Here is a 26,462-nt window from a genome sequence, read left to right as displayed (position 1 = left end):
TCGAATCAGGGTGTTCCCCCATAAGATTTGCGATCGCTGGGTGTTGTAATGAAGATATGAGTAGCGACATGAACGGCAATGGCCCTGATAACGGCTGGCAGCGGAAGTCCGACAAGTTCTTCCGCTCCTGCAGGGAGTCCTATCTGATCCGCGACCAGGGATGGATCGGCGGCGTCTGCGTAGCCTTGGCCCGTCGGCTGGGCTGGAGCGTGACCCTGGTCAGGGCGCTGATGATTTTGGCGGTCTTCCTCTTCGGCACCGGTGCAGCCTTCTACGGTTTTGCCTGGTTCGTCTTGCCGGACCGGCGTGGGGTCATTATCGCCCAGGAGCTGATTCACGGGATTTGGCACGCTTCCATGGTGGGTATCATCATTTACTGGCTGCTGGCCATCCTGATTCCTGGAGTCGGAATCATTTCCTTGGCTTTGGGTGCGTTGATTTTGTATCTCCTTATCCGGTGGAGTCGCAATAAGGCCCTGGAGTACCAGAGAGGGTATTGGGCTGGGCCGGATGCAGGCAGACCGGTTTCGGGCGATCCTTGGGTGATGGGACCGCAGTATTCGCAACGACCGAGTGGTGCAGGTTCGCAGCGGTATTCGAATCAGCCTGAGCACCCAAGTTTTTCGGGATATGAGGGATACCAGGATTACACAGGGACGCGAAGCAATACACAGACAGCAAGTGATGCGAGTTCGGAAGGATGCAAGGACCAGCCAGAGCATTCCGATTCATATGGAACTTTGGAGCAACAAGGGGAGGTAACCTCTCCCGGACCCATCTCTGAGACGGAGGATTCGGCAAACGCCGGCAGCGATTCGAATAATACGCAATATGGGGGCAATCCCATCGCTGGTGCAGCTCCCGGAGGTTGGACGGGGGCAGAAGGCCCTGCAGAACCTGCTGGGAACATGAATCAGTCATATGGATTCAGTGCCTGGCCGGGCTATGGCACAGCCGGGTCATTCCCGACGGGGCCGGGAATGACCCGTAAGGCTCCGTCGGTTCCGCCCCGGCTGCGGCGTCGTCCCGCCGGACCTGTGCTGGTCAGTCTTCTGTCAGGACTGATCCTGGTCTCCGGGGCAGGGGTCTGGTGGATGGCCACGAACCCCTATCGCGGATTGAATGCGGCCTTGGCCTATGCTCTGATCTGGGCTGGATGCGTCACGCTGGCACTTGGCGTGGTCATACTGATTCTGGGCTTGATGGGCCGCAGGTCAGGAGGATTGACTCCCATTGCCTTGATGGCCAGCCTGGTTGTTCTGATTCTGGCTACCGGTTCGGCCATACCAGGCATTGAGCAAACCCAGAACCGCAGGATCTTGGCCGACTACGCCACAGTTCAGGTTAACGGCAACAACTATGGGCGCTCGTTGGGGGCGAGCAGTGCGGACATGAGACGTTACCGCCGCGGCATTGCGCTGGTCGGAGACCCGCAGGATCTGGGAAGTGCCGTCATTGACCTGACTGGTTATGAGCGGGAACACGGCACCCATCGTGTTCAGATTATGGATGATGCGGTGAGCACAGTCTCAGGCTGCCCGACGGGCACCGTCCGCCTGGCTGTGGCCTATGCTGACGTTCGCCTGCTCATTCCTAAGGGATGCAGTTTGTCCTACAGGGAGCACGCCGACCTCTACAGGGTCTTGGGATCAGGCGCGGCTGACTGGATAACCGAGACGGAACAGGGAAACCGGATGTGGTGGGGCAATACGTCGTCATCAGCTGCACGACGCAATTGGGAGGAAGCCCTGCGAGCATCCAAGGAGGATCAGTGGCATATGCCCGACGATCCCGAATTGATCGTCGAAGCCAATCTCATGGACGGTGCACGGGTCACCGTGCAAGCCCAGGGGAGCGCTACCCAGCCGAAGCGGGCGCAGCTCTACAGCGGCTCGATCAATGAATATTGGGATTATAGCTACAATCCATGGCAGTTTGGGGAGGATCAGGAAGATGACTGATATGCAGCAACCAGAAGGAGGCCAGCCGCTGGATCGTCAGGAGCGCGCCACCAAGGTCATGCCGGTTGAATCACAGGCACCCCCGATATACCAGGTTCGGATGCAGCCTCCGGAGCCGGTCCGTCCTAGCGGCCCCAGCCTGCCTACCATCATTTTTGGCGCCCTGGTTGGACTTTTGGCTCTGACCATGTTGGCTCTTGGATTGGTCTTTCTGCGTTACGGTACGGATCTGACCATAGTCATACCCTGGCAGCGGATTATTCCATTGATTTTTGCCGGCCTGGGCCTGGTGCTGATTGGCGCGTCTGTGTTAGCCTGGCTGGCATCGGCAAGGCGCACCCGATCTGTCTTAAAAGACCAGGATATTCCAGAAGATCAGGCTGCCAAGGATGGCCAGGGACCCCAGCAGGGTCAGGGTCAGGGTCAGCCAGTGGCCAGCACCGGCAACAGCCGGCTTGCCGTCGGATTGGCTGAAGATACAGGTCAGGGTGCTCGCCAGGAGCAGGATGAGTACCAGACACAGGACGGACAACAGGGACCAGCATGATGCCATCATCGAGGACAGATGCATAAGGCCAAACGCCCGGCGGACCACAGTAAAGGCATAGGCCAGCAGGGCAGTCATAAGTCCTGCGGCTAGCAGGCCCAGCGACCAGAGCCGTCCGGTCAGGCCTTTGCTGAAACCCGACTGTCGGTGGTTTTTGCCTCGAGCCCGCAGATGTGAGCTCAAGGCTCCAATCAGGGCAGATATAAGGGCGGCAGCCAGAAGAATGGGGCCACTGGCCATCAAAGTAAGCAGGGCGGTCAGCGAAGGTATCAACCCTGTATTCGTGTGCTTGGGCACCTGATTGAGCTGATGGGGCTGGCTGCCGGCAATCATAGGAGTCGACCATTGATCGGCTTTGGTGCCCAGTGCCACGGCGTTGATCCAGTCTTCCAGATTATGGGTGTATCTGGGTTCCAGGGGCAACCCGGCCTTGGCCAGCCTGCTGCCGGTGCGGATCTGATGGTTGGTGGGATAGTAGCGCAGGGTCACGTTGTCGTTGCCGTTCGCGTGTGTTCTGCTGATGATCTCGCGCGCACCCTGCTCGACCGGCATGGAGACATCCATGGTGCCGAAGTTGATCATGACCGGCATCCGCAATTGGTCCAGATAGGGCAGGGAGGGGAAGTCGGCGTACTCCAGGCCCAGCAGGGAAAGGTCCATGCCCATGAGCCGGGGTATCACGTTCCGGATTCCCTTGGGTGCACCAATCAGGTCCAAATAGCTGGTGGCCGCCATGGCCATCTGCCGTCGTCCCGGGTAGACGGGAGGCGAAGTCAGGATGGAGAAGGCGATGCTGGGGTCCTTGGCGGTCATGATGGACGATATCCAGGTGCCCTCGGACTCGGCGTACAAGCCCACCTTGGTTGGATCCACGCCCGGCCAGGCGCGGAGACGATCAAGGGATTGTCCATAGTCGGCGGCCATGGCCTGATAGTCGCGGTGGAAGGTGGTGTAGGTGTCCAAACGCTTGTCGGGCACCAGGGTGGTGATGCCGGCCGAGGCCATGGCTGAAGCCAGGTCTCCATACACTTCGGAGGATTTGCCTGTTCCGGCGCCATGGATGAACAGGCAGGCTGGTCCGGTGCCCTTGCGGTCGCTGGGCTCTCTTACGATGGCCTGAATACGGACTCCACCGTCCAGAGTGATGCTGATTTTTCGCTCCTTGACCGGGTGGGTGCCCTCAGGAGTGGTGGGGCCCAGGCTTGAAGCGACGGCAGTGGAGCGGGTCGAGACCTGCAGATGGTCGTGGTAGGGTTCCACCTGCCAGTCCGGCGTCATGGCTTGGTTCACAAGGAGCATGACCAGCAGGATGACCACAAAGGAGGCGGCGGTAAAACCCGCCCGTTTCAGCTTTTGCACCCGTCAACTCTACCCGACCGCGTGACTGGTTGGTCAGATGAACCTCATGATTGTGGTTCAGGTGGTCGGTTCTGGGCCTGTTCGGCTTCGTCCAGGGTCTCAAAGCCGTTCAGCTGCACCGTGGCCAGGATGGTTTCCTCGGTCAGGTTGCCACCCCGCGCCTCGATCTGGTCCACCATGGACTGGTAAAGATCCAGCGTCCGGGCCGAATAGGTGCCGAGTTCGCCACGCAGATAAGTCTCGAAGGAGGTTGCCTCCGGCGTGTCCTCGCTGGTTCGCAGGACCCGCATCTCCTGACCTAGACGGGGGTAGCGCTCGCGGAAGTCCTTGGCCCAGGCCACTTGCCGGTCGATGATGCGCTCCTGCTGCTCCTGGCGATCCAGGCCCAGCCTGGGCAGGTAGGGGGCGATGCTGCTGTGGTACTGGTCCGGGGCTGTGGACTCCATCATCCGCCCGTACTTCTCGGTCAGCAGGTTGCGTCCCACCTTGTCTGCCTGATCCAGGTCATCTGCATAACTGGTCAACAGGGGATGTGGCCAGGTCAGAAACTGGCTCAGGCGCATCTGGTGGAACATGGGCCAGTTGCCCTGACAGTTTGCCGGACCGCCTTCGTTGTTGACCTGCTGGAACTGCTCCCATTCGTGGCGGACGATCCGCTCGCGCAAGGATTCCTCATCCTGACATTGCTCGTCGTTTGCCATTTTTGGCTCCTTTCAGATGCTGTGCAGAACCGGATCGACGCTGGAGATGTGGGCCTCGACGTAGGGGCGCTGCCACTCCAGGAAGGTCTCAGGGCTGTTGGTCAAGCCCTCCGCTTGCAACTCTTCTACGATTCTGGCGCAGATTGACTCTACAAGTTTGGTGATGCGTTCAGCGGCTGGTCGGGCTCCCTTGCCGCCTTCGCCAAAGCCTTGCCCTCCATAGCAGGCAGCCGAGGCCAGGCGCAGGATGTCCTCCAGTTGTTCGGTCAGGTCAGCCAGTCTGGTGGCCATTCGTCCGCTCAGCCGCCGCAGGGCCGCGAAGGTCCACTTGTAGTAGGGCAGATACCCGACGGTCAGCGGATTGTTGATCAGGAAGATCAGGGAGGCGCAGGCTTTGACGAATTCATTGATTGACAGCATTGCCGCAGCCCCGTCGCCCCGCTGTAGACTCCGCGGCAGATTGTATTGGCCCGCCTGGGCGATCATGCCAAGCCGGCGTGAGATCAGACAGAAGCGCACATCGTCAGGCATGGCCTTGAACCCCTGTCGTGTGGCCAGCATCTGCCCCAGAGGATCCGCGAAAATCTTGCCATTGGTGGCCGCAGCCAGCGTAGCCTCATCCAAGAGCAGCCACTCGTGAGGGTGATCTTCCGGGGGCGCCTGCCGGTAGCCGGTCAGGGATTCGAAGAAGGCGCCGATCTCGAAGACGCCCACGCGGCGGTTGTCCCCCTTTGCTCTGACGCTGTCGGTTCGCGAGCCGAACCCCATGAATTCGGTGGGCAGGGCCTCGTAGTCCTTCTGCAGCTGGTCGCCGATGGCCTGGTAGTCTTCGCTGGTCAGCCACAGGCAGAAGCCCGGGCCGAAATCGTGATCCCGGGAGATGGCGTCGTCGAAGCCGTAGCAGTCCGAGCCATGGCCCATCAATCCCGCGGCGATTCGACCGCGATACTGGGGGTAGCGCTCCTCAAGCATGGGGCGGCCCACTTGCTCCCAATAGGCCTTGGCCAGGTCCAGCCCTTGAATATCCGGGCGGGGGTTATGCTGATCGCTGTCATTGTTCTGATTCCTGGCTGGGGGACGATCTGAGTTGGTCTGCGTTTGGATGGACGCAGCTTCGTCAACCTGGTCGGATTGATCCCTGTCTCTGTTTTTCTCAGCAGCGGTCTGGGCCTGGTCCAGATTGGCCTTGGTGATCTGATAGTAGTCGCTACCCTTGCCGTACCGGTCCTCAATGATGGCCAGGGCCTTGCGGTAGGTTTCTGCCGACTGCCTGAAGCGACCGGTCATGTAGCAGACCTGGGCGAAGCCAGCCAGGGCCGAGGCATAGTGTGCGCTGTTTTCCAGGTGGCCGGTTCGATAGATGTCCAGGGCTGTGCGGGCCTGGTCCCAGGCCTCTTGCAGAGCCTGCGGATTCTCGTTGCGCTGCATGAGCAGGAGGGCCAGATTGGTGTGGGTGGAGGCCAGATCCAGATCCCGGGATGGATCAGTACTGGAATTCTCCAGGATGTCCATGGCCTGCCGCAGCTCCTGCACGGCCTGGTCGGGTCGGTCGGTTTCGCTGTAGAGCATGGACAGGTTGTTATGCAGGGCTGCCAGCCGCCTGTCCTTGGGGCCAAGGGTTTTGGCTGCAGAAGCAAGCGCTTGCCGGTAGAGGTCTTCTGCCTGGTCGTACTTCTTGGCTGCCCGCAGGCCGGTGGCCGCATTGATCAGTGTGGTCGTCCAGGCCTCGGACCCCTCGATGCGCATGCGTGTGGCCAGCTCGATGGCCCGCTGGATCATCCACATGTTCTCTTGGTGGCGGCCCTGGGACCGGTAAAATCCTATGGTCTCGTTCAGTACAGTCAGCAGTCCGGCATCATCGCCTGCGTTCTCCGCATCCACCAGCGCCTGTTGCAGGTAGGGTTCAGCTTCGTCGCGAGCCTTGCCGGCGCTGAAGATGGCATCCAGACCGTCGAGGAAGGCTTGGGTGTCGAAGGTGCCGTCCGGTTGCATGTAGGACTGTTGGGGTTCTTTCTGCCTGCTGCCTAAAATCGGTGTCTGGTCCTGGCTCATTTGGCTCCCTTGCTGTCAGGGTATCTGTAGGTGCCGGTTCCTCGTGGAGCTCTAGCGCCTGGTCGCTTCTATCTATCAGTCTAGGCTGATGGTCTTTGATGGACTTTAGTCGGCTATGTCGCCTAGGTCACACCTGCTCGGTGCAGCTGTCTGAATAATCAACGAGTATCTCGGCCAAACATCGCTCATGGTTTTGGAAGTGATGGTTTCTTCGGTACTGCTCAATGACACGGCAGAGCTCATCCGCATCGTTCCAATATTGGCGTAGGAAAGCATACTGCCTGATCTTGCGCAACCCCAGTTTTTCCTTGCAGAATTCGCTGGGTTTCATGTTATTGACATGCGTCCAGGCCCTATAAGCCCGCTCTTTGATGATGGCCAGGATCTCGATCTCCGGACGGGTAGTCAGTGTAAATACACGGGCTTTAGACTGGTACAGAGACGACAAGTGAAAGCGCTCATTTGGCGAGTCAATAATACGGACGATATTCACGCACGAAGAACCATAAGTAACGGAAAGGAACCGTTCCTCGATATCCCTATCCTTCCGGCAGCGGGTATAAAGCCGACCAGTCTGCGGATCCTCAATAAGCGAATCTTTAGGAATGATCAGTTTTCCTTCTGCCAGCAGGAGTTCAAAGATGACGCTTTCGGCAGATCCCTCGCAGATAACCAAGGTAGGTTGGTTATATATTGCTTGACTATCCATGAACCGTATCCTTGACGTAGCTCCGCAGGGCGCTAATGGAAGCGGCTGAGGGTGCCGTTCCTTGCAAGGCACCTGACATGAACTGAACGCTCTTCTTCAGTTCACCGCGTGTGACAAGTTTGTTGTATCTGACCAGTTGGAGTCCCGCGTTCTCATGTCTGACAGCGAACCAGATGTTGTCCTTTCTGGTGAAATGATCCAGCAATTCAGGGTAGTGCGTAGAAAAAACGAGTACTGCCCCATGCGGGTTAGTGGCGGGAGAGGAGAACAAATCGATGATGGCGAATACCAACTGCTTGTTTATGCTGTTTTCGATTTCGTCGAATAGTAGGTAGCCTCCTTGTGCAAGTGTTTCGATAGCATGCTGCGCCAGGGATGTTCCGCGAAATGTTCCCGCCGATATCATGGCCATAGCTTGTGAGGGATCACAATTACGTTCAAGCTTTTCGTTGCGGAACTTGATATGGAATTGGTGATCGCTTACTTCTAAGTGTTCGATGGTCGGATCGAATAGGCGCACCACTTGGGATGGAGGAGTGACGGGAATGGACATTTGCAGCGGATTTTGCAGACAGATGGTGACCATGGTCTCCTTGGCCCGCAAAATCCCGCTCATCAGAGAGCGATCGGGGGGTAAGAATCTCTTGACGTCCTCAGCCAGCTCCTTTTCGTCGCCGGACTTGTTCATTCCCCGAGTCGCTACAGTCACCCAGGATTCTTCATCGCCATCAATGGTTCTTCTCAAACGAATCTTGCTCAGGCTTCTGCCCGCATACTGGCACAGCCGTTCCTTTTCAAAAACCAAGGGAGAGTCGGCGGTGGCCTCGTTCTGACCTGCGCGTCGAAGTGTGGCATTGAGTAGCCAAGCATCGCCGTCTTCTTCGAAGATAATGCGTGCTGTAATCGTAGGCTCAAGAATGTCCATCAGCGAATCGATGGTGGAGCGTTGAGTACCCAATGAGGCGCCCCTGGCAATGTTGATGATTAGAGAAAGTAGACGTAGATCAGTGGTTTTGCCGGAGGCATTGATGCCGGAGATGCCAATGGCTGTGACGATGCCAAGCGGTGAGGTGGTGCCCTGAAGGCGATGGGTGAAGCTGCCATCGGTAATCCTATCCTCGGCGAACAGGATCATGCGTAGTGCGCCCTTGTCGTATAAACGAAGTCCTTTGAGGTCAAAGGCTAAGATCCGCATTATGCTCCTTTGAACAGAATATTTGTTTATATGCTACACCTGAATGTTGGTGATTGGTTATTATGTGCCGAGGAACCTCAATATTAATGCAGCAGGAAATTTCAGAATCGTCGGGGCTGTGATCCTTGAACTTATAAAACGCGAGAAAAACGAGAATCGCTTTTGCTTTTTAAGAAGAGAAAGAGAATAGCGAGGTTAGTATTCTTACATACATCCGTCTTCAAAAGCTTCGTAACGGCCGGCGCGCGCAACCGCCGCGGAATAGTCTGGGGCCGCGGGCGGCTCCTTCTCTTTGTCGAGCTCCTGGGCGGTGACCTCCTGCACGGGCTCGTTTGGTGTGACGGCCAGGGTCGGCTCCGCTTCAGCCCGCTTCTTGGCAGCTGTGCCGGCGGTCTTCCTGCTAGCCATTGATGACCCCTTCAGGCGTGTGGCGGCCTTGCCACCGAAAACGGCCAGCCCGACGAAGAACTCGATGCGGATGCGGTAGGCGGGCTTGTCCTGCAGCTGGCCCCGATCCTGCACGTTGACGCCCCCGTTGGTCAAGCCGGTGACCGCCTGGTCGCCTTCCGAGGAGCCGTATCGTACTGCGTAGATGCTGGAGGTGGCTGTCGCTGTGCCTTGAGTCTCAGATTGTGCGAGGATCCGCGTGTTATCCGGACCGGGCTGGCCTCCGCCGGAACCGGCTTCCCCCTGCGGGGAGTCGGCCAGACGCATGTGGGGCCTGTCGAAACGGTGGATGAAATGCATGGGCATGGTTGCTCCAATCGGACGCACGATTAGCGACGCGGCGTGCGGGGTCCGCGGAAAACTCGATGGCCCGTCAGGGCATGGAAAAGGCCACCCCGGTAAGGGATGGCCTGGAAAGCAATTACAAGTGTGCCCGGGTTACGTCGTCACGCCCTTCAGGATGTCCGCGTACTCCTCCCGGTCGTCCTCGTTGAGGCAGGAGAACGCCTGCGCGAGCACGTCACGGGGGACGTCCACCTGATACGAGGGGATGGACGCCACGGCGTAGGACAAGGCGAAATACGGCTCCCCGGCCTCGAAACCGCCGTCAAGCGCGGTGAGTTCCCACTCGTCCATGACCGGCGCGAGGTAGGGCCTCAGCCGGCGGAAGGCCTGTGCTGCCTGCTGATCAGTCGCCATGCCATCTCCTTCTCCCTGCCCACCGTCGGGAACGCCTGTTGATCATGTACCGTCCACGGGTGTTCCGTTTCTTCTACAGCCACACGCGGATGATCTCCTCACCGACCAGCCTATACCTGTCCTCCCGGCTCCCGTCCTTCATGCTCCTGACAAGGTCGGGTGCCGCCGCGGTCTCCAGGACCTCATGCCTGACGCGCTTCTCGCTCCACGACGAGGGGAACGCGGTCTTGCCGGGGACGGAAGTCCCCGACCCGTGGTTGCCCAGGATATGCTCCCAGACCTGCCGGTACGGCTGGATGACCTCGTCGGGCCACGGCTTGGACAGCGTGTAGTGTCCGTTGTGGAAGGAGCCGCCGAGGGTGGAAGCCCCTGCCGACCAGCATGACGCAGAAAGGGCACGGGTTGCTCCTGTTTCAGAGGCTCTGGCCGCCCAGCAACGATGATCCGCCCTATCATGTCGTCAAGATTCGCGAGCAGGTCAAAAAGGATTTGGGCAAGACTAGCCTTTTGATCCCTTCTCCTTCCCTGCGGGCGCCGATGATGCCGGAGACTCCCCGTCGCAGCCATTGAGTGCTTCGCTTGGATCGACACCGACTTCTTTCGACAGCTGTATGAACTTGCTGAGCCTCATGTCGTCGGCTTCAAACCGGGCGTTCAGTGTTGGTCTGGCTATGCGCAGCGCTGATGCCCAGTTCGGTTTTGAATTGCTCGTTGATCAGTACTTTTTTGCGAAGCACGTCTATGGTCCGAGCAGCAGGCCAGTAAGATTTTTCTCTCACTATGTCAAACTTGTGTTGCGATTGATAAAAAATTGTTACATGTCTGATCTGATTGCCACGGCAAATTACGCGAGCGTTTGGACGTTGGCTGATATTACGGTTATGGGACTTATTTCCGAAAAGCGAGATGAGTCACCGTTTCAAATATCAGACCACGCGCTCGCCCGTGCCATCGACGTAAGTGCGCCAAGAGTCAGCGACCTTTTCAATTGCAGGCATGGGTCGCCTTCTTTGCGTGAGTTTATAGCGCTGTGCCAATTCTTCAATCTCAATCTAGCCTCAACGCTAGAGCAAGTATTGTAGCTAAGCCGGCAAAACGAAGAACAAAAGAGCAGAGCAGCGAAGCTGGATCGGGTTGCGGATCATCCGGAAGATTTCGATATAGCCGCTCTACATGATCCCAATGCGGCGATGGAAAGGTAGACCCCAGGAGATTGAGATGCAGAGGGAGAAAGCGGGCATGAGACATCCTGATATGGCTGATTTATTGCGCGAAGCAACAATGCTTGAAGTCAGGATTGAAGAGCGCACACTTGCCCCGCATTTATGCGGGTTCTACTGGGAAAAGAACCGCATGATTATGCTGCACGAAATACCGCTGCGCCTTTTGCTACGAGCTTGTCCATGCCAAACACCACGACTCAGGTTGCGGGCTGGACGGCACCAAAGGCGAGCACAGCCTTGTGTTTCCCGCCATCCTCGACGACTGGCTGAACCGGCTGATCGGCGGGCGCGGCCCTGACAAGCTGCTGTTCACGGGGAGCTTTCATGGCTACATGAAGTCGGTGTCGCCGAAGGACGGCGGCAAGTGGTTTGCCCGTGCGTGCGATGCGGCCGGGTTGAAAACGGATGACCATCCATGACCTACGACACACGGCGGCCAGCCTGATGGTCAAGAGCGGGGCGAACGTGAAGGCCATCCAGCGGCGGCTGGGGCACACGTTGGCCGCGATGACCTTGGATGCGTATGCGAATCTGTTCAACGATGACCTGGATTCGGTGGGGGGGGGGGTCGATGAACGAGTTGCTGCTGCAAAGTGCGCTCAAAATCGGTTTCGCCGGTTGCGTGATGTGCTCTAAACGTTGAAATCCCGGCCCATTCGGACCAGGATAATTTGTCGGGGTAGGGGGATTTGAACCCCCGGCCTCTTCGTCCCGAACGAAGCGCGCTACCAAGCTGCGCTATACCCCGTGACAACGTTCTATATAGTACACGTACCGTCGGCCAAACGCCATCGTCTGCGCGGCGCGAAGCCCCGATCGCTTGCTGGTCAGCGGTGCCTGGGGCCAAGTACCGGCTCATGCGTAAAATAGCGATTTATGAATGACTCATCGGAAGAAACCCCTCGTCTGACGACGGTCGAGCGTGCTCAGGCACTGCTTGATCAGGATATGGCCATCACGGAGAAGATCGATCAGGGCGCCCAGTTGGACGACGCCATTGATCCCGGCAACCTGACGGACGGCGCTGAAGGCCATCCCGAACAGGTGCGCATGCGTGTGGCCAAGAGGGCGCTCATGCTCAAGGAAGGCGTCGAGCCTTACCCGGTCCATCTGGATGTGACCGACCGCATCGAGGATGTGCGCCGTAAGTATCAGGACCGCCTTAAGCCTGGCCAGGAGACCGAGGATGTGGTTGGCATCGCCGGCAGGGTCCTCTTCCTGCGCAACGGCGGCGGCCTCTGCTTCGTCCAACTGGCGGCGGGCGATGGCACCCGCATCCAGGGCATGATCTCAAAGCGTGAGATTGGCGCTGATTCTCTGAAGCGGTTCAAGCAGCTGGTCGACTTGGGCGACCACCTCTACCTGCGCGGCCGCGTGGTCGCCTCCAAGACCGGTGAGCTCTCAATCTTCGCCACTGAGTGGAACATCGCGGCCAAGGCCCTGCAGCCGCTGCCGGCCCTTCACAAGGAGCTGACCGAGGAGCAGCGCACCCGCAAGCCCTACCTGGCAATGATTGCCGATGAGGATGTGCGGGCCATGGTCCGTCGTCGTTCCAAGGCCGTCTCCTCGCTGAGGCGTACCTTCGAAGACCACGACTTCATGGAGGTCGAGACCCCCATGCTCCAAACTGTGCATGGCGGCGCTGCGGCACGGCCATTCACCACGCATATGAATGCCTTTGACATCGACCTCTACCTGCGCATTGCGCCTGAGCTCTTCCTCAAGCGTTGCCTGGTCGGCGGCATTGAGCGTGTCTTCGAGATCAACCGCGACTTCCGCAATGAGGGCGTGGATGCCACCCATGCCCCGGAGTTCACCATGCTGGAGGCCTATCAGGCCTATGGCACCTACGACACCATCGGGGAGCTGACCAAGGAGCTGATCCAGAAGGCGGCCATGGCCACGGCTGGATCGCTGAAGGTGACCCTGCAGGATGGCAGCCAGTACGACTTCGGTGGTGATTGGCGTCAGATCAGCATGTATGAGTCCCTTTCCGAGTCCCTGGGCGAGGAGATCACCCCGCAGACCAGTGCGGACCATCTGCGGACCATCGCTGACAGGCTGGGCCTGGAGGAGGAGCCTGCCGAAAACCACGGCAAGCTGGTCGAACACCTCTGGGAGCACTTCTGGCAGGACAAGCTGTATGAGCCGACCTTCGTGCGTGATTTCCCGGTCGAGACCTCGCCCCTTGTCAAGGCCCACCGCACCAAGCCGGGCGTGGTCGAGAAGTGGGACCTCTACGTTCGCGGGTTCGAGTTGGCCACGGGCTACTCCGAGCTCAACGACCCGGTGGTCCAACGGCAGCGGTTCGTCGAGCAGGCCAAGATGGCCAGCCGTGGCGATGTCGAGGCCATGGACATTGACGAGGACTTCCTGGAGGCCCTGGGCGTAGGAATGCCTCCTGCTGGCGGCATGGGCATGGGCATCGATCGTCTGCTGATCGCCCTTACCGGTGCGTCCATCCGTGAGACCATCACTTTCCCCCTGGTTAAGCCACTGATCTGAGATGGTCTGAGATGATAACAAGGGAGGGACGGTCATGAATATCAGGCTTTGGATGGATGGCATGCGTCCCCGGACGCTGCCTGCCTCGGTGGCGCCTGTCTGCGTGGGCGCTTCAGCTGCACTCTTGAAGCGGTCACGGCTGTTGGAACAGTGCACCAGCTCCTGCTCGCCCACGCCTGTCGACCCTGCCCTGAAGGCGACCACGCCGGGACGGCTGGCCCTGATCGTGGTCTTGCTGGTCTTGCTCGCCCTGTCTATGCAGATCGCAGCCAACTTCGCCAATGACTATGCCGATGGTGTTCGCGGAACTGACTCAGGCCGAGGCGGCGAGGAAGCCACCTCCGGCAGGCCCAGACGTCTGGTCGCCGCCGGTGTGCCGCCCAGGAAGGTGCTGTACGCCACCATGATCTCGGCGGCCTTCACCTGCCTGATGGGTCTGGCTGTCATGGCTTTGACCGGTCACTGGTGGATGATCCTGGTCGGAATCTGCTGCCTGGTCGCCGGCTGGTGTTACGTGGGCGGCCCGCATCCATACGGCTACCACGGGCTGGGCGAGGTCAGCGTCTTCATCTTCTTCGGTCTGGTGGCCACCCTGGGCACCGAGTACTTTCTCATTAACAGGGTCGATACCGCCGGTGTCCTGGGTGCCTGCGTCTGCGGGCTCAACGCCGTGGGCCTGCTCATGCTCAACAATTATCGGGACCTGGACGACGACCGCCTTGCCGGCAAACACACATATGCGGTTCTGGTTGGGGCGCGGGCAGCAGCCATCTCCATCTACCTGGTCTACATCCTGAGCCTGGTTCTGAGTCTGATTCAGTTCGTTCCGGCTGTCATGCGACATGGCCTGCCGGGCTTCCCTCTTGTGCTGATCCTGCTGCCAGTGGCCGCTGTCTTCCTGCTGATCTGTCGAACCTTTGCCCGTGGCCAGGTGCCCAAGGCCTTTGGCATGGCAGGCAAGGGCACCCTGGTCTCTGCCCTGTGCTGGTCGGCTGGTCTGCTCCTGCAGCTGTGAAAATCTTGATACTCTCATAAGAGAGCAGACCGGCCTTCAAGCGATTTGGTGGATAATCAGGCAATCATGTTCATCACACTTCGGGAATACAAGGACGCACTGCGACCCTCGGCCTTGCTCTGCTCGCCCACGCCGGTTCTGATCGGCACGGCGGTGGCCCTCCGGCAGCTGCTCAGCCAAGGGTCGGGGCCGGATGCGCGCTTCTGGCTGATTGCTCTCTTATGCTGTCTGACGGCTGTATTCATCCACAGTACCTGCAATCTGGCCAATGATTACTTTGACGGAATAAGGGGTACCGACGAGGGCCGGAGCAGCCTTTCAGGCGCTGGCGCTGATGGGGCGGTGCCTGATTTGCCCAGACGAGGGGTGGCCGGTGGGGTGGAGCCTCGGAAGGTCCTGCTGTCCGCCTATCTCAACATCCTTATGGCCTGCCTGTCCGGTCTGATCCTGTGCGGGGTGACTGGCCACTGGTGGATGATCCTGGTCGGTGTCTTCTGCCTGCTGGGAGCCTGGTTCTACACGGGAGGCAAACACCCTTACGGTTATAGGGCCATGGGCGAGCTGAGCATCATGATCTTCTTTGGCCTGGTGGGCGTGCTGGCCACCCAGTACCTGGAGACCGGCGGTGTCGACCGTCACGGGTTCATCGGCGCCCTGGTTGGCGGTCTTATCTGCATTCCCGTTCTGGAGATCAACAACTATCGCGACATTGATGCGGACCCGTTGGCCGGCAAGTACACGCTGTCTTCCTTTATCGGAGCCAGAGGCACCTTGATTCTGATGGGGTCCTGCTATGCCCTGGCCGTGATTCTGGGCGTCGTCGAGTCGTGGTCCCTTTCAAATGGTTCCCTTGCAGTCGCCTGGCCTCGTCTGCTCTGCCTGCTGCCTATTCTGGCGATGGCCGTTGCGACCACAGTGGCCAGTTGTCGAAACCGCTTCAGCAGGGCCTTTGCGCTGTCGGGTTATACTGATTTGCTGACAGGGTTCTGCTGGCTGGGTGTCTGTCTGCTTTAAGGGACTGCTTCAAGGCGAGGTAGGTCCGCCAAACAGTCCCTCTTAGGTCTTAGAATTTTCACTATGACCTACAAACTAGTATTGCTCAGGCACGGCCAGAGCGCATGGAACAACACCAATCAGTTCACCGGCTGGGTGGACGTCCCGCTGACCGAGCAGGGCGAGCAGGAGGCCCGCAAGGGCGGCAAGCTGCTCAAGGATAAGGGTGTTCTGCCCGACATCGTCTTCACATCCCTGCTGCGCCGCGCCATCAACACCGCCAACATCGCCTTGGACGAGGCCGACCGTCTCTGGATCCCCGTCAAGCGCGACTGGAGGCTGAACGAGCGTCACTACGGAGCCCTGCAAGGCAAGAACAAGACCGAGATCCGCGAGAAGTACGGCGACGAGAAGTTCATGCTCTGGCGTCGTTCCTATGCCACTCCGCCGCCCGAGATCGACCCTGACGACGAATACTCGCAGTCCCATGATCCTCGATATGCAGGAGCCCCCGTGCCCCGTGCCGAGGCACTGGCCAACGTGGTCAAGCGCGTGACCCCCTACTGGGAGAGCGATATTGTCCCGGAGCTCAAGACCGGCAAGACCGTCCTGATTGCCGCCCATGGCAACTCTCTGAGGGCCATCGTCAAGATGCTCGACAACCTGACTGAGGATGAGATCGCCAAGGTCAACATCCCCACGGCCATTCCCCTGGTCTATGAGCTTGACGAGAACTTCAAGCCCGTCAAGCCTCGCGGCGAGTACCTGGATCCGGAGGCAGCCGCAGCCGGTGCTGCTGCTGTGGCGGCCCAGGGCCAGAAGTGAGATTCTTCGGATAGACCTATATGATGATGTGAATCGGACTTTGGATGTAGATTATCCAAGCTGATTGGGCGGTGTCTTTTCCCTATGTGGAAGGCACCGCCTTTCGTATTTATTCCTGGCGGTTGGGAAGTGAAAAACGGCCCGCCGCCCGACAGACTGTCAGGTGGCAGGCCGACTCTTTTCTGTTTGCTCAGTCCAGATCGAGGTCGAGATCCTTTGGATCCTTGGAGGGGTCGAAGCCCGAGACGATGTAGACCACGCGCCGGGCCGCCGAGACGCCATGGTCTCCCAGACGCTCCATGAACCGTGCCACCAGGACCAGGTCGATCAGCTGCTGTCTGGTTCCTTTCCAGTCGTCTGATAGGGCGTAGCCGAATGTCTGCTGATGGAGCTTGTCCATCTGGTCGTCGCTGAAGATGATTTGCTCGGCTATGGTCGTGTCTCTGTCGGAGAGCATCTCGACCAGGCGGTCGGCCATGACATCCAGGAAGTTCTGCATCTGTTTGAATAGTGGGATGACCTCGGAGGGCAGGGTCGGCTCGGGGTAGGAGCGCCTTGCCGTCTCGGCGATGTGCCTGGCCAGGTCTCCCATGCGTTCGAAGGTGGCCGACAGGCTCAGTGTGGAGACCACCACTCGTAGATCAGTGGCCACGGGGCTCTGTTTTGCCAGGAGTCTGATGCATTGATCGATGATGCTGGCCTGGAGGTTGTCTATGTCGGCATCCCCGTCGATGACCTCCTGGGCCGTCTCCACATCGCAGTCCATCAGGGATCGTCCGGCTTTTTTGATGGCATCGCGAACCTTGGCGGCCATCCGATCGAGATCGTCGGCCACCAGCCCCAGCTCCTCGTTGAAAATCACGCGCATTGTTCTTCCCTTTCGGCCTCGGTCAACGATATGACTCCAGTCTATGTGACCAAGGTGGCAAGAAAAAGCCAGCATCGAAGAATGTCGGCTCTTGGGGCGGCAATCACTGTCGGATATGCGAGAATGAAGCCGGAACTGCCGATGAGACTCGGCTGATGTCGCAGCGTCCGGGATCGGCGCCGGACTGGAGGGAAGTCTTTATGAGACGGTTCATGGATTGCCTACGCAGCCTTGTAGGCAACCGGAGCAAGGATGGTGAACAGGCCGACGGCGAGGCTTTGGAGGGCTCGACCCAGGCCTTGCTGGCGGTTATCCCCGCCGCCACGGTTGTGGTCGATGGCGATGACGAAGTTGTTCGTTCCAGCCCGGATGCCTACAGGCTGGGAATCGTCAGCAACGACGAGATTGTGGATCCGAAGATCATGGAAGCCATCGCGCAGGTACGGCATTCGGGCGGTCGGCGCAGCTTTAATCTGATTACGCGAACGCCCACCGAATTCGCTCTGGATACCGCAGCCGAGAGCACGGAATCCGATGATTGGGATATTGACGAGACCAAAGATCCTGGGGACGCTACCCATGTTCAGGCCCAGGCGGTATCCAGACGGAACTGGCTCAAGATCACTCTTGGGCGTATCGACGAGTCCCTGGTCGTCGTGCTTATCGATGATGTGAGCGATTCGGTCAGGTTCGTTCGGACCAGGGACGCTTTCATGACCAATGTATCCGAGCAGATGCTCAAGCCGGTTCAGGCCCTGGAGGAGCTGGCGGCGCAGCTGAAAACCACCTCACTCCTGGAGGGGGATGACCCAGAACTGCTTCGCAACCACCTGCGCAGCGTCTCCAAGGATGCCTCTTCGGTTCAGCGTTACAGTGCCTATCTGGGGCATGTGCTCAAGGATCTTCTTCTGCTGATCCGGGCTCAGGAGCGGATCAAGCCTAGCAGGGAGAACGTGCTTGACGTGGCTGAGCAGATACGGGCAGTGGTGCAGGATGAGCAGGGTAGAGCTGATCGGGCCCATGTGGCCCTGCGATGGCGATGCGACCAGCCACTGACGATTCACGGCGACGGGCAACAGATCGAAGTGGCTCTGGCCAAGCTGGTGGAGAACGCTATCTCATACTCATATTCCGGATCCACTGTCTCCCTGGTGGCACAGTCCTCCAATGACGGGCACTACGCAAAAATCAGGGTGGTCGACCACGGCCGAGGCATATCCAAGGTTGACCAGGACAGGATCTTCGAGCGCTTCTACCGCGCCGACAATCAGAATGAAGAGACTGCCGTAGGCATCGGTCTGGGGCTGGCCATCGTCAAGCATGTAGCCCTGACCCACCATGGCTCGGTCACGGTCTGGAGTGCGCCGGGGGAGGGGAGCACCTTTACGCTGATGCTTCCTCTGGCTCAGGATCCGGTTGTTGGGCAAGACGGCGATAATCCCAACGATTGAAATGCTCCCATATCATTAGCAGGATGCCCACGCCAACCCCGGACAGGCAGACAATAAGGGGCTTGGTGACCGTCATTCCGGTCAGGGCCAGGATGCCCACCACGGCAAGGGCCAGAATCCATGCCCCAGTGCCTAGCAGGAAGATTCGTCGCAGATCCACCTGCACGGGCCGAGGAGATGGTCTGCGGGCGGCCGGGTCGAAAATGGGAGCCAGCTTCATACCCCCACTGTACCGTTTGCAATGACATGCGGCGACCCCCACGCCTTGCCCATGCTTCGGCCCTTGTCTTATTATGACGGGGATTGGTGGGTTCGTATGCACCGGCCCATGGAGGGATTTCCCGTGGAAAGGGGAGTGTGTGTATCCGATCCAAGCTGTGGAGAAGCACTACGCCTGGGGCTCACATGACCGACTGCAGCGCATGTTCCATCTACACGAGCCAGACGAGCGCCAAGGGGATACCTTGGCGGAGATGTGGTTCAGCGGGCACACCGAATCCCCTTCACCGCTGACGCTGCCCGACGGCTCGCTCATGCCGCTGACCGAGGCCATTCGCCGCAATCCCATGGCCATGTTGGGGGAGCGCGACTCCCGCCTCTTCGGTCCCACCCTGCCCTACCTGTTCAAGATCATCTCGGCCCGCATCCCTCTGTCTCTGCAGGTGCATCCCCTTGATTTCGAGGCTCGTGCCGGCTTCAACCGTGAGAATGCCCTGGGAGTGCCCGACGACGATCCCAGCCGATCCTTTCACGACAGTCTGGCCAAGAACGAGATGGTGGTGGCCCTGGAGCCCTTCCAGGCCTGTGTAGGCTTCGCAACCATCTCAACACAGCTGACCCTCCTGCGCGCCGTGGATCATCCTCTGGCCGAGCTGATGACCCAGGCGCTGACCGCTCGTACCTTCCACCTGGGGGTCCCACCGGTGCGCTTCGCTTCTGCCGATGCCATGATGCCGGTCTCCTCCTTGATCTGGCCGGACTCCCGCCGACGTATCTTCCGGGCCTTCCATGCTGCCGTGACTGCCGAGCCGGGGGCGGCCCGAGGTCTGGAGGAAGCCTTGGAGGCTGCTACCGGACGGTTACGGTCCAGGCGGGCGGGAGCCGTGCTTGACCATGCCCTATGTGCCGCACGGGCCTTTCCGGATGACCCGGCCGTTCTTTGTCTGCTCATGCTCAACCCTGTGGATCTGGAGGAGGGCGATTCGGTCTATATCCCCGCCGGGACCCCTCACGCTTACATCCACGGCACTGCGGCGGAGATCATGACCAACTCAGACAATGTGCTCAGGGCCGGCATGACCCCCAAACATCGGGATATTCCCAACCTCCTGCACAGCCTGGACTGCCAGCCTTCGGCCCCCATTGACCCCTCCAGCTCCATGATCGCCACCCTGATCATGCACAACATGGTGACCTACCGGCCCAAGATCAATGAGTACATGCTGGTATACGGGCATGTGGAGGAGGGTGGAGCCACTTGGCCCCTGCTCAACAGGCTTCAGCAGCGCTACGGGGATCTGATAGAGCGTCTGGGGCCCCGCCACCTGATGATTCCGCGCCGTGGACCACGTATCATCGTCTGCACTGACGGTCGGATCCGTTGCGCAGCCGCCGACCAGTCCTGTGTACTGGACCAGGGGAGGGCCCTCTTCATTCCCTCCGAGGATGGTCGTGTCGACATCACCATGCCGGAGGATTCCGACGGTGCCGGCGGGTCTTTCCTCCTGGCCTCGACCCCGGTCTGACCCCGTATGGGCCCGGTTCGCTCAGGGTGGACCGGGCAGGGTTCAAAACCGTGGGACACGCCGTGGCGAACGGAACGCATACGGGTTTGCCTATGTCCGCCTCATGTCCGTATAATCCTAGCGTATTCCGTGGTTGTCGAAGATGAGCGACCACCGAAGCCATGCTTGAGTACACCCGTATGGACAATTCAGGTCATTTGGTCTGGGTTCTCGCTTGCGGTATGGTGTTGCCTTGTGATGGTTCGTGATACGACACGAAAGTCGCGTCGGAACATAAACGGGAGTGATTCTAGATGAAGCATGCTGCGCACAGGGCTTCGGCCAGGCGAGGCGCAGGTGTCGGCAGTTGGTCGACCGGCCGCGCGTCAGGCGTAACCCAGGCAGTGGGCATTGATGACCTTGATGATGCCCTGGCGGCCAAGCTCAACGAGGTGGCCCCCCGAACCCGTCGTTCCATTCGTCTGGCCGCCAAGGCATCAGCCCGTCGCTCTCATTTCATGACAGGTTCAGCCCTGACCGTCCTGGTCGGTGCCGCCGCTTCCTCCATGGCTGTCACTCAGGCTCGGGGCGACTGGTCCCTGCCATTGGCCGACAGTGTCGCAATTAATTTGGTCACCCCCTCATCCTCTGCCGGTTCCTCCAGCGCAAATGATAGTGGTGCAAGGGTCTCTCGTTCTGATTACCGCCAGCCCCTGGCAACGGCTTCACAACGCAATGAAGGCAGTTGGGAGCTGGGCGAATCCGAACTCGATGCCGGACAGATGTCCAAATCTCTGGCCAACAATCCGAATGTGGCAGTGCTGATGGATGCCAACCGATCGGTTCTGCCGTCAGGGTTCAATCCCGATCATGCCACTGGAGATGCGGGCAACGCCTACGAGTTCAGCCAGTGCACCTGGTGGGCCTATGTCCGGCGTCACCAGCTGGGTCTGCCGGTGGGCTCGCATCTGGGCAATGCCAAGGATTGGTCCGGCTCTGCCCGCTCCCTGGGCTATTGGGTGGACAACACGCCGCGCAATGTCGGCGACATCGTGGTCTTCCAAGCCGGTCAGGAGGGCTCGGATTCCACCTACGGCCATGTGGCCATCGTCGAGAAGATCAACCCTGACGGGTCCATCGTCACCTCCGAGTGCAGTGCCAGCATGAACGGAAAGACCTACTCTCGTACCTTGTCCAATGTGCACGCTTTGAGCTACATCCATTACTGATTCTTGGCTGCGCGGATTGCAGTCTTTCTAGTTGGTTCTTTTAGATGGTTCTTGTTTGTAATACGTGATAGAATCGTGCCCGATGAAAAAAACACGCAAGTATGTGAGCATGATGGCAGCAGCCACGATCTGTGGCATGCTTTCCATCGGTATACCCGCCGTGGCCCAGGCCAGTGACGGCAGTGAAGCCGTAGTTACTTCGTCGCGTTCATTCACCCCCGGCAGCAAGGTGCGTGCAGACCTGTTGACCGAGTCGACGGCTACCACCGTCGAAAAGGACAGCAGCTGGGGTGGCATTGAGTCTTTGAACGTTCCTGCCACCAAGTCTCAGGCCGAGAAGGATGCTGAAGCCAAGGCCCAGCAGGCTCAGGAACAGGCACAGGCTGCAGCCAGTCGGAACCAGTCCTCGCAGCAGGTCAGTCGTTCGGCTGCCCGTAGCAGTACCGTCAGTGCAATCACTGATGTGCCGGCCACTGGCAGGGGTGCAGATGTGGTCAACTACGCCCTTCAGTTCCAGGGGATTCCTTATGTGTTTGGTGGGACCAGTCCGGCCACGGGCTTTGACTGCTCCGGATTCACCCAGTATGTTTTCGCTCACTTCGGTATTGGCCTGCCCCGCACAGCCGATGCGCAACGTTCAGTGGGTGTGCCGGTCACGGATCCTGCTCCTGGCGACCTGATTGTGACTCCTGAGGGCAGCCATGTAGGCATTTATGTCGGTGGTGGCCGCATGATTCATGCCCCGGATGTCGGTCGGACCGTAACGGTTGAGAAGCTTTATCGGGCTTTCGAGTATCGTCGTCTGGTCTGAGAGAAAGTTACGAATGAAGTCTCAGCGCCCCCTTGTGGGGCGTTTTGCATATTCAGAGTCGAAGTTCCTCGCGTGTTGGCCCTTGCCAACTTATTGATCAGGTCTGCATGCGATATTCTGACAGAAAGAGCGATGTCGGTTTGTCATCGCCAAGTTTTATAAGGAGGTCGTCGGATGAGCAACGACAAGGCTGTTCTGGTAGGCGTCGATGGCTCGGACGCCAGCTACAAGGCGGCATGGTGGGCCGCCAACTACGCTAAGCATGCAGGGCTGACCCTGCAAATCGTCTGCGCATATTCCCTTCCCTCATATGCGGCCGTTTCTTTCGACGCGACCTACACCACCATGGGAGACGATGTAGCGGCTCACAACGACGCCCAGGAGATTCTCTCCAAGGCCAAGGCAATCGCCGATGAGCAGGGGGTTAGTGCAGCCACGCTGATCGTGACGGGGGATCCCTCATCGGTCTTCGTGGAGCTGAGCCGTAACTACCGACTGATTGTCATTGGGAACCGGGGCAAGGGCGGCCTGGCCGAGCGTCTGCTGGGCACCACCAGCTCCAGCCTGCCCGCCTACGCCTACTGCCCTATCGTGGTGGTTCCTTACACCGACGACGACGGCAACCTGATGCACCTGAGCAACGACATCAAGCGGGTTGCTGTGGGTTCCGACGAGTCCAAGTGGGGCCTTAAGGCCCTGCAGATCGCCGCAGCATTCGCCGACAGCTGGAATGCCGAACTTGATGTCATGTCGGCAGTGCCCAATATCTCCGGGCTGACTGGTACGGGTTCGGCCGAGGAGCGCAGCGTCATGGACTCCTACCTGGATGACCTCAATACCCGAATCGAACCGCTCATGAAGACCTACCCGAATCTGCGCATCAACAAGACCGTGGTGCCTGGCTCGGCTGTGGAGGCTCTGACCCAGGCCAGCAAGACCCATGACGTGGTTGTGGTCGGCTCACGTGGTCGAGGCGGCTTCACCGGGCTCCTGCTGGGATCGACCAGCCAGGGGCTCCTGCAGCATGCCGTCAGCCCCGTCTACGTGGTGCCGCGTAAGTACGTGGAGGCAGAGGAGTCCGGGCTCAAGGCCGCGGCGGATGCTGCCGAAACTACCAATGTGGCTGATATTACCGGCGTGGAGCAGGTCTCTGTGGATTCGGCCAAGCCTGAACAGCTGGCTGACCTGGAGTCGACCATAGACCCCGAACACGAGGAGTAGGGGCAGGACAATCCGGAAAAAGCAATGACAAGGAGCGGGGACCCCGAAGTTCCATGACCTGGAGGTCCCCGCTCCTCTACTGTTGCCGGATCAGTGGCGAACCTTGACGGAGATCCTGACCGGGGTCTCCCGCTGATAGGTGTGTGCCACGGTGCAGGATTTGGCGATATGGCGGCGGATCCGCTCCTCCAACTTGTCTGCATCCTCCTGGGCCAGCCTGGCAGAAGTGGCATCGACGTCCACCTGCTCATCGAAGCTCAGGTAGGCGTCATCGTCGGCGTCATAGGTGCCGTCCACCACGATTTTCGCTCCCTTGCCCTTACCTAGGGCGCTCTCCACGGCGAATTGGCTGGAAAGGGCTCCGCAGGCGGCCAGAGCAATCTTCATCAGGTCGCCGGGGTTGAACTGATCCTCGCCCTTGCCGAAGGTGATGTGGGCGCCGTTGTCGCCATAGGCGTTCCAGGTTCCGTCCTTGTCGCGTTCAACCCAAAGTCTCTTGCCCATCTGTTCCTCCTTGTTCAGCACCCGGACGGGTGCGTCATCCGGATCCGACCCTGTGGCCGGACCTGCTCCTCCAATCTAACCCGGACTGTGCGATTCGTCACCGGGGCGCGCTCAGCTGACCGAGGACTTGATAGTATGGCCGCATGGCCTTGACATCGGAAGAACTGCAGCGCATCCGTACACGTATCCCTGAGCGTCCCGACTCGGACATTCCCACCCCTTATGAGGATCTGGTGCGCACCATCCTGCGCGAAGGCACTCTGAAGTCCGACAGGACGGGCACTGGGACCATATCGCTGTTCGGGCGGCAGATGCGCTTCGACTTATCGCATTCCTTCCCCCTGATCACGACCAAGAAGGTCTACTTCCGAGGCATCGCCTACGAGCTGCTCTGGTTCCTGAAGGGGTCGCAGAACGTGCGTTGGCTGCAGGAGAACCGTGTGCATATCTGGGACGAGTGGGCCGACCCGGAAACCGGGAATCTGGGACCGGTCTATGGGGTCCAGTGGCGCAGCTGGCCAGCCCCGACGCCGGAGGACCCCAATCACACCATCGACCAGATCGCCAAGGTGCTGGATCTGATACGCACCCACCCGGACTCCCGTCGAATGATCGTCACTGCTTGGAACCCAGCCCAGGTTGACAGCATGGCTCTGCCTCCCTGCCATGCGCTCTTCCAGTTCTATGTGGCCGACGGCAGGCTGAGCTGCCAGCTCTATCAGCGCTCCTGCGACATGTTCCTGGGGGTGCCCTTCAACATCGCCTCTTACGCCCTGCTGACCCTGATGATGGCCCAGCAGGCAGGTCTTGAGCCGGGGGAGTTCGTCTGGACCGGAGGCGACTGCCATATCTACGACAACCATGTGGAGCAGGTTCTGGAGCAGTTGTCGCGCAAGCCCTATCCCTATCCGACCATGCGCATCCACAAGGCCGACTCCATCTTTTCCTATCAGTACGAAGACTTCGAGGTGGTGGACTATCAATGTCATCCCGCCATCAAGGCACCAGTGGCGGTCTGATGGTGCGCTGAGCCGAATACGGGCACCGTCGAATCCGAAGATTAGAATGTACTCGTATATCTACTCACTATGAGGAGTGAACGCAACAGATGGAGCATGACAATAGTCGAAGCGGCTATCACGAACCCGAGCCCGGTCAGGCCGGGCTTCTAGGTGATGAGGAATGGCGGCATCAGGAAGAAGAGATAGGCCGCCGCTCATCGGTCAATATGATCTGGGCGCAGGCGCAGGCCACTGACGGTCGACGTGGCGCCATCGGTTATCACAATGCGCTGCCCTGGCATCTGAGCGAGGACATGCGGCACTTCAAGGAGCTGACCGTATCCCATCCTGTCATCATGGGGCGGCGGACCTGGGTCTCCATGGGGGAGCGGCCACTGCCCAAGAGGGATAACATCATTCTGTCCAGTGACCCAGGGTTCCGGGCACCGGGCGCCACCGTGGTATCTGCTGCCGACGATGCCCTGGAGCTGGCCCGGCAGGAAGCCATTCCCGACGATGGGATGGATCGCAGTGAAATCTGGATCATCGGCGGCGCAGGGGTCTTCAGCACCTTCTTTCCACTGTCTGACGCGGCCTATGTGACCGACCTTGATTTGCAGACTCCAGCTGATGTCTTTGTGCCCGATATGGAGGAGTTGGTCAGCAAGCGATTCTGGCAGGTGCGCGACAAGAGTCAATGGATGACCCCTGCCAAACCGGACCAGGCGGCTGCCATCCCACGGTTCCGGTACATCACCTATGGGAAGGTGCATTGATGGGCCAGAATTCCGAAGGAAAGGCTTCACAAGGCCCCTATAACGTCATGACCGTCTGCACCGGCAACATCTGCCGATCGCCCATGGCTGAGATCATCCTGCGCAAGTTCTTTCAGGATCGCGGACTGGATGAGGACCAGGTCAGGGTGGAATCCAGCGGGGTCAGCGATGAGGAGTTTGGCAACCCTATAGATCGGCGTGCTCAGAGGGTTCTGCGCGAGCGTGGCTATGAGGTTGCGGCCGATCACTTCGCCCACCGGATCACCCGGGAGGAGGCAGAAGACGCGGACCTGCTCCTGCCCATGACTACCGACCATATGCGCGCACTGCTCCGTCTGCTGCCCTCAGGCAAGCGTTCCGCCGTGCACCTGTACCGCAGCTTTGACCCGAATCTGCCCACACCGGCGCCGGGCCGGGAGAGCCGAATCGATCTGGTGGACCCCTGGTATGGCGGCCCTCGTGAGTTCGAAGTGGCCATCGATCAGATCGAGCACACAGCGCCTTACATCGTCGACTGGGTGGCCAGACAGTTGTCCTGAACGATAGATGCATGAAATAGGTCTATAGGAACTAAACGCGTTGTTTTAGGTTCTGTGTGTGGGTTTGGTTGTGTGTTGGTCAGAGTGTGGTGTTGGGGTATCTGACT

25 protein-coding genes and 1 tRNA gene are annotated in these 26,462 nt (G+C 59.3%); 15 read left to right on the top strand and 11 right to left on the bottom strand.

Annotated features, from left to right (window positions below):
- Positions 1-56: 56 nt before the first annotated feature.
- Positions 57-1,961, top strand: a complete 1,905-nt coding sequence (locus H3T89_RS02880; RefSeq protein WP_198216210.1) for a PspC domain-containing protein — start codon at positions 57-59, stop codon at positions 1,959-1,961.
- Between the two features lie 349 nt (positions 1,962-2,310).
- Here the strand turns inward: H3T89_RS02880 and H3T89_RS02875 are convergent, their stop codons facing one another.
- The 7 genes from H3T89_RS02875 to H3T89_RS02845 all read right to left on the bottom strand — a co-directional run bounded on the left by H3T89_RS02875 (position 2,311) and on the right by H3T89_RS02845 (position 9,670).
- The gene (locus H3T89_RS02875; RefSeq protein WP_198216209.1) at positions 2,311-3,867 is read right to left on the bottom strand and encodes an alpha/beta hydrolase family protein; all 1,557 of its coding nucleotides are present in this window, start codon (positions 3,865-3,867) and stop codon (positions 2,311-2,313) included.
- A gap of 44 nt (positions 3,868-3,911) precedes the next feature.
- Positions 3,912-4,568 (bottom strand): DUF4125 family protein, encoded by a 657-nt coding sequence (locus tag H3T89_RS02870; RefSeq protein WP_015022296.1) that lies wholly within the window; start codon positions 4,566-4,568, stop codon positions 3,912-3,914.
- Positions 4,569-4,580: 12 nt separating this feature from the next.
- A complete protein-coding gene (locus H3T89_RS02865) occupies positions 4,581-6,560 on the bottom strand; it encodes a DUF4037 domain-containing protein (RefSeq protein WP_232348445.1) in 1,980 nt (659 codons plus the stop codon).
- Positions 6,561-6,747: 187 nt separating this feature from the next.
- Positions 6,748-7,329, bottom strand: a complete 582-nt coding sequence (locus H3T89_RS02860; protein ID WP_198216207.1) for a hypothetical protein — start codon at positions 7,327-7,329, stop codon at positions 6,748-6,750.
- Positions 7,322-8,524: an AAA family ATPase gene (locus tag H3T89_RS02855; protein WP_198216206.1), complete on the bottom strand. Its 1,203-nt coding sequence runs from the start codon at positions 8,522-8,524 to the stop codon at positions 7,322-7,324. Before H3T89_RS02855 ends, H3T89_RS02860 begins: the two co-directional genes overlap by 8 nt.
- 204 nt (positions 8,525-8,728) lie before the next feature.
- Positions 8,729-9,277, bottom strand: coding sequence for a hypothetical protein (locus H3T89_RS02850; protein ID WP_198216205.1), 549 nt, complete (start codon positions 9,275-9,277; stop codon positions 8,729-8,731).
- A gap of 132 nt (positions 9,278-9,409) precedes the next feature.
- Positions 9,410-9,670, bottom strand: a complete 261-nt coding sequence (locus tag H3T89_RS02845) for a hypothetical protein (RefSeq protein ID WP_198216204.1) — start codon at positions 9,668-9,670, stop codon at positions 9,410-9,412.
- 1,462 nt (positions 9,671-11,132) lie between these two features.
- Between H3T89_RS02845 and H3T89_RS02840 the strand changes: the two genes are divergently transcribed.
- Positions 11,133-11,312 carry a hypothetical protein gene (locus H3T89_RS02840; RefSeq protein ID WP_015022289.1) on the top strand — a complete coding sequence of 60 codons (180 nt, stop codon included), beginning with the start codon at positions 11,133-11,135 and terminating at the stop codon, positions 11,310-11,312.
- On the top strand, positions 11,299-11,529 hold the full coding sequence (locus H3T89_RS02835; RefSeq protein WP_198216203.1) for a tyrosine-type recombinase/integrase: 231 nt from the start codon (positions 11,299-11,301) through the stop codon (positions 11,527-11,529). Before H3T89_RS02840 ends, H3T89_RS02835 begins: the two co-directional genes overlap by 14 nt.
- 38 nt (positions 11,530-11,567) lie before the next feature.
- On the opposite strand, the gene H3T89_RS02830 is transcribed toward H3T89_RS02835, so the two are convergent.
- Positions 11,568-11,641: transfer RNA gene (locus tag H3T89_RS02830), tRNA-Pro, on the bottom strand.
- A 128-nt stretch (positions 11,642-11,769) separates the two neighbouring features.
- Between H3T89_RS02830 and lysS the strand changes: the two genes are divergently transcribed.
- The 4 genes from lysS (at position 11,770) to H3T89_RS02810 (ending at position 16,231) form a co-directional block, all read left to right on the top strand.
- Positions 11,770-13,398, top strand: a complete 1,629-nt coding sequence (gene lysS / locus H3T89_RS02825) for a lysine--tRNA ligase (RefSeq protein WP_198216202.1) — start codon at positions 11,770-11,772, stop codon at positions 13,396-13,398.
- 34 nt (positions 13,399-13,432) lie between these two features.
- Positions 13,433-14,413, top strand: a complete 981-nt coding sequence (menA, locus tag H3T89_RS02820; RefSeq protein WP_198216201.1) for a 1,4-dihydroxy-2-naphthoate octaprenyltransferase — start codon at positions 13,433-13,435, stop codon at positions 14,411-14,413.
- 66 nt (positions 14,414-14,479) lie between these two features.
- Complete coding sequence (gene menA, locus H3T89_RS02815; protein WP_110417563.1) at positions 14,480-15,427, top strand: 1,4-dihydroxy-2-naphthoate octaprenyltransferase; 948 nt, start codon at positions 14,480-14,482, stop codon at positions 15,425-15,427.
- 63 nt (positions 15,428-15,490) lie between these two features.
- Positions 15,491-16,231 (top strand): phosphoglyceromutase, encoded by a 741-nt coding sequence (locus H3T89_RS02810; protein ID WP_015022285.1) that lies wholly within the window; start codon positions 15,491-15,493, stop codon positions 16,229-16,231.
- 190 nt (positions 16,232-16,421) lie between these two features.
- Here H3T89_RS02810 and phoU read toward each other — a convergent pair whose 3' ends face one another.
- Entirely contained in the window at positions 16,422-17,099 is a 678-nt protein-coding gene (gene phoU, locus H3T89_RS02805; protein WP_198216200.1) for a phosphate signaling complex protein PhoU, read from the bottom strand.
- Positions 17,100-17,299: 200 nt separating this feature from the next.
- On the opposite strand from phoU, the gene H3T89_RS02800 reads away from it, so the two are divergent.
- On the top strand, positions 17,300-18,550 hold the full coding sequence (locus tag H3T89_RS02800) for a sensor histidine kinase (protein WP_232348429.1): 1,251 nt from the start codon (positions 17,300-17,302) through the stop codon (positions 18,548-18,550).
- Here the strand turns inward: H3T89_RS02800 and H3T89_RS02795 are convergent.
- Positions 18,483-18,770: a hypothetical protein gene (locus H3T89_RS02795; protein ID WP_015022282.1), complete on the bottom strand. Its 288-nt coding sequence runs from the start codon at positions 18,768-18,770 to the stop codon at positions 18,483-18,485. The two genes, H3T89_RS02800 and H3T89_RS02795, sit on opposite strands and share 68 nt — an antisense overlap.
- A 139-nt stretch (positions 18,771-18,909) precedes the next feature.
- On the opposite strand from H3T89_RS02795, the gene manA reads away from it, so the two are divergent.
- The 4 genes from manA (at position 18,910) to H3T89_RS02775 (ending at position 23,535) form a co-directional block, all read left to right on the top strand.
- Positions 18,910-20,295, top strand: a complete 1,386-nt coding sequence (manA, locus tag H3T89_RS02790) for a mannose-6-phosphate isomerase, class I (RefSeq protein WP_198216199.1) — start codon at positions 18,910-18,912, stop codon at positions 20,293-20,295.
- Between the two features lie 293 nt (positions 20,296-20,588).
- The gene (locus H3T89_RS02785) at positions 20,589-21,503 is read left to right on the top strand and encodes a CHAP domain-containing protein (protein ID WP_015022280.1); all 915 of its coding nucleotides are present in this window, start codon (positions 20,589-20,591) and stop codon (positions 21,501-21,503) included.
- Between the two features lie 82 nt (positions 21,504-21,585).
- A complete protein-coding gene (locus H3T89_RS02780; protein ID WP_198216198.1) occupies positions 21,586-22,314 on the top strand; it encodes a C40 family peptidase in 729 nt (242 codons plus the stop codon).
- A gap of 174 nt (positions 22,315-22,488) precedes the next feature.
- The gene (locus H3T89_RS02775) at positions 22,489-23,535 is read left to right on the top strand and encodes a universal stress protein (RefSeq protein WP_015022278.1); all 1,047 of its coding nucleotides are present in this window, start codon (positions 22,489-22,491) and stop codon (positions 23,533-23,535) included.
- Between the two features lie 90 nt (positions 23,536-23,625).
- Here the strand turns inward: H3T89_RS02775 and H3T89_RS02770 are convergent, their stop codons facing one another.
- On the bottom strand, positions 23,626-24,039 hold the full coding sequence (locus H3T89_RS02770; RefSeq protein ID WP_110417558.1) for an OsmC family protein: 414 nt from the start codon (positions 24,037-24,039) through the stop codon (positions 23,626-23,628).
- A 143-nt stretch (positions 24,040-24,182) separates the two neighbouring features.
- Here H3T89_RS02770 and H3T89_RS02765 point away from each other — a divergent pair, with 143 nt between their 5' ends.
- The 3 genes from H3T89_RS02765 to H3T89_RS02755 all read left to right on the top strand — a co-directional run bounded on the left by H3T89_RS02765 (position 24,183) and on the right by H3T89_RS02755 (position 26,355).
- On the top strand, positions 24,183-25,058 hold the full coding sequence (locus H3T89_RS02765) for a thymidylate synthase (protein WP_015022276.1): 876 nt from the start codon (positions 24,183-24,185) through the stop codon (positions 25,056-25,058).
- 89 nt (positions 25,059-25,147) lie between these two features.
- Positions 25,148-25,816 carry a dihydrofolate reductase gene (locus H3T89_RS02760; RefSeq protein WP_015022275.1) on the top strand — a complete coding sequence of 223 codons (669 nt, stop codon included), beginning with the start codon at positions 25,148-25,150 and terminating at the stop codon, positions 25,814-25,816.
- Complete coding sequence (locus H3T89_RS02755) at positions 25,816-26,355, top strand: low molecular weight protein-tyrosine-phosphatase (protein ID WP_198216197.1); 540 nt, start codon at positions 25,816-25,818, stop codon at positions 26,353-26,355. The genes H3T89_RS02760 and H3T89_RS02755 overlap by 1 nt, the downstream gene beginning before the upstream one ends.
- The last annotated feature ends 107 nt before the right edge of the window (positions 26,356-26,462 follow it).

It is taken from the genome of Bifidobacterium sp. W8114 (assembly GCF_016101165.1).
GTDB classification, from domain to species: domain Bacteria; phylum Actinomycetota; class Actinomycetes; order Actinomycetales; family Bifidobacteriaceae; genus Bombiscardovia; species Bombiscardovia asteroides.
Note: the sequence above shows the minus strand (reverse complement) of the source record. Positions and strands in the feature narration are given on the sequence as shown.

What these genes read in the sequence shown, in the direction of transcription:
- H3T89_RS02760 (WP_015022275.1), top strand. Translation starts at nt 25,148, where the DNA reads ATGGAGCATGACAATAGTCGAAGCGGCTATCACGAACCCGAGCCCGGT.
- H3T89_RS02880 (WP_198216210.1), top strand. Translation starts at nt 57, where the DNA reads ATGAGTAGCGACATGAACGGCAATGGCCCTGATAACGGCTGGCAGCGG.
- H3T89_RS02835 (WP_198216203.1), top strand. Translation starts at nt 11,299, where the DNA reads ATGACCATCCATGACCTACGACACACGGCGGCCAGCCTGATGGTCAAG.
- menA (WP_110417563.1), top strand. Translation starts at nt 14,480, where the DNA reads ATGTTCATCACACTTCGGGAATACAAGGACGCACTGCGACCCTCGGCC.
- H3T89_RS02845 (WP_198216204.1), bottom strand. Translation starts at nt 9,670, where the DNA reads ATGGCGACTGATCAGCAGGCAGCACAGGCCTTCCGCCGGCTGAGGCCC.
- H3T89_RS02860 (WP_198216207.1), bottom strand. Translation starts at nt 7,329, where the DNA reads ATGGATAGTCAAGCAATATATAACCAACCTACCTTGGTTATCTGCGAG.
- phoU (WP_198216200.1), bottom strand. Translation starts at nt 17,099, where the DNA reads ATGCGCGTGATTTTCAACGAGGAGCTGGGGCTGGTGGCCGACGATCTC.
- H3T89_RS02870 (WP_015022296.1), bottom strand. Translation starts at nt 4,568, where the DNA reads ATGGCAAACGACGAGCAATGTCAGGATGAGGAATCCTTGCGCGAGCGG.
- H3T89_RS02865 (WP_232348445.1), bottom strand. Translation starts at nt 6,560, where the DNA reads ATGCAACCGGACGGCACCTTCGACACCCAAGCCTTCCTCGACGGTCTG.
- H3T89_RS02810 (WP_015022285.1), top strand. Translation starts at nt 15,491, where the DNA reads ATGACCTACAAACTAGTATTGCTCAGGCACGGCCAGAGCGCATGGAAC.
- H3T89_RS02800 (WP_232348429.1), top strand. Translation starts at nt 17,300, where the DNA reads ATGAGACGGTTCATGGATTGCCTACGCAGCCTTGTAGGCAACCGGAGC.
- menA (WP_198216201.1), top strand. Translation starts at nt 13,433, where the DNA reads ATGAATATCAGGCTTTGGATGGATGGCATGCGTCCCCGGACGCTGCCT.
- H3T89_RS02775 (WP_015022278.1), top strand. Translation starts at nt 22,489, where the DNA reads ATGAGCAACGACAAGGCTGTTCTGGTAGGCGTCGATGGCTCGGACGCC.
- H3T89_RS02850 (WP_198216205.1), bottom strand. Translation starts at nt 9,277, where the DNA reads ATGCCCATGCATTTCATCCACCGTTTCGACAGGCCCCACATGCGTCTG.
- H3T89_RS02765 (WP_015022276.1), top strand. Translation starts at nt 24,183, where the DNA reads ATGGCCTTGACATCGGAAGAACTGCAGCGCATCCGTACACGTATCCCT.
- H3T89_RS02785 (WP_015022280.1), top strand. Translation starts at nt 20,589, where the DNA reads ATGAAGCATGCTGCGCACAGGGCTTCGGCCAGGCGAGGCGCAGGTGTC.
- H3T89_RS02795 (WP_015022282.1), bottom strand. Translation starts at nt 18,770, where the DNA reads ATGAAGCTGGCTCCCATTTTCGACCCGGCCGCCCGCAGACCATCTCCT.
- H3T89_RS02770 (WP_110417558.1), bottom strand. Translation starts at nt 24,039, where the DNA reads ATGGGCAAGAGACTTTGGGTTGAACGCGACAAGGACGGAACCTGGAAC.
- H3T89_RS02855 (WP_198216206.1), bottom strand. Translation starts at nt 8,524, where the DNA reads ATGCGGATCTTAGCCTTTGACCTCAAAGGACTTCGTTTATACGACAAG.
- H3T89_RS02780 (WP_198216198.1), top strand. Translation starts at nt 21,586, where the DNA reads ATGAAAAAAACACGCAAGTATGTGAGCATGATGGCAGCAGCCACGATC.
- lysS (WP_198216202.1), top strand. Translation starts at nt 11,770, where the DNA reads ATGAATGACTCATCGGAAGAAACCCCTCGTCTGACGACGGTCGAGCGT.
- H3T89_RS02755 (WP_198216197.1), top strand. Translation starts at nt 25,816, where the DNA reads ATGGGCCAGAATTCCGAAGGAAAGGCTTCACAAGGCCCCTATAACGTC.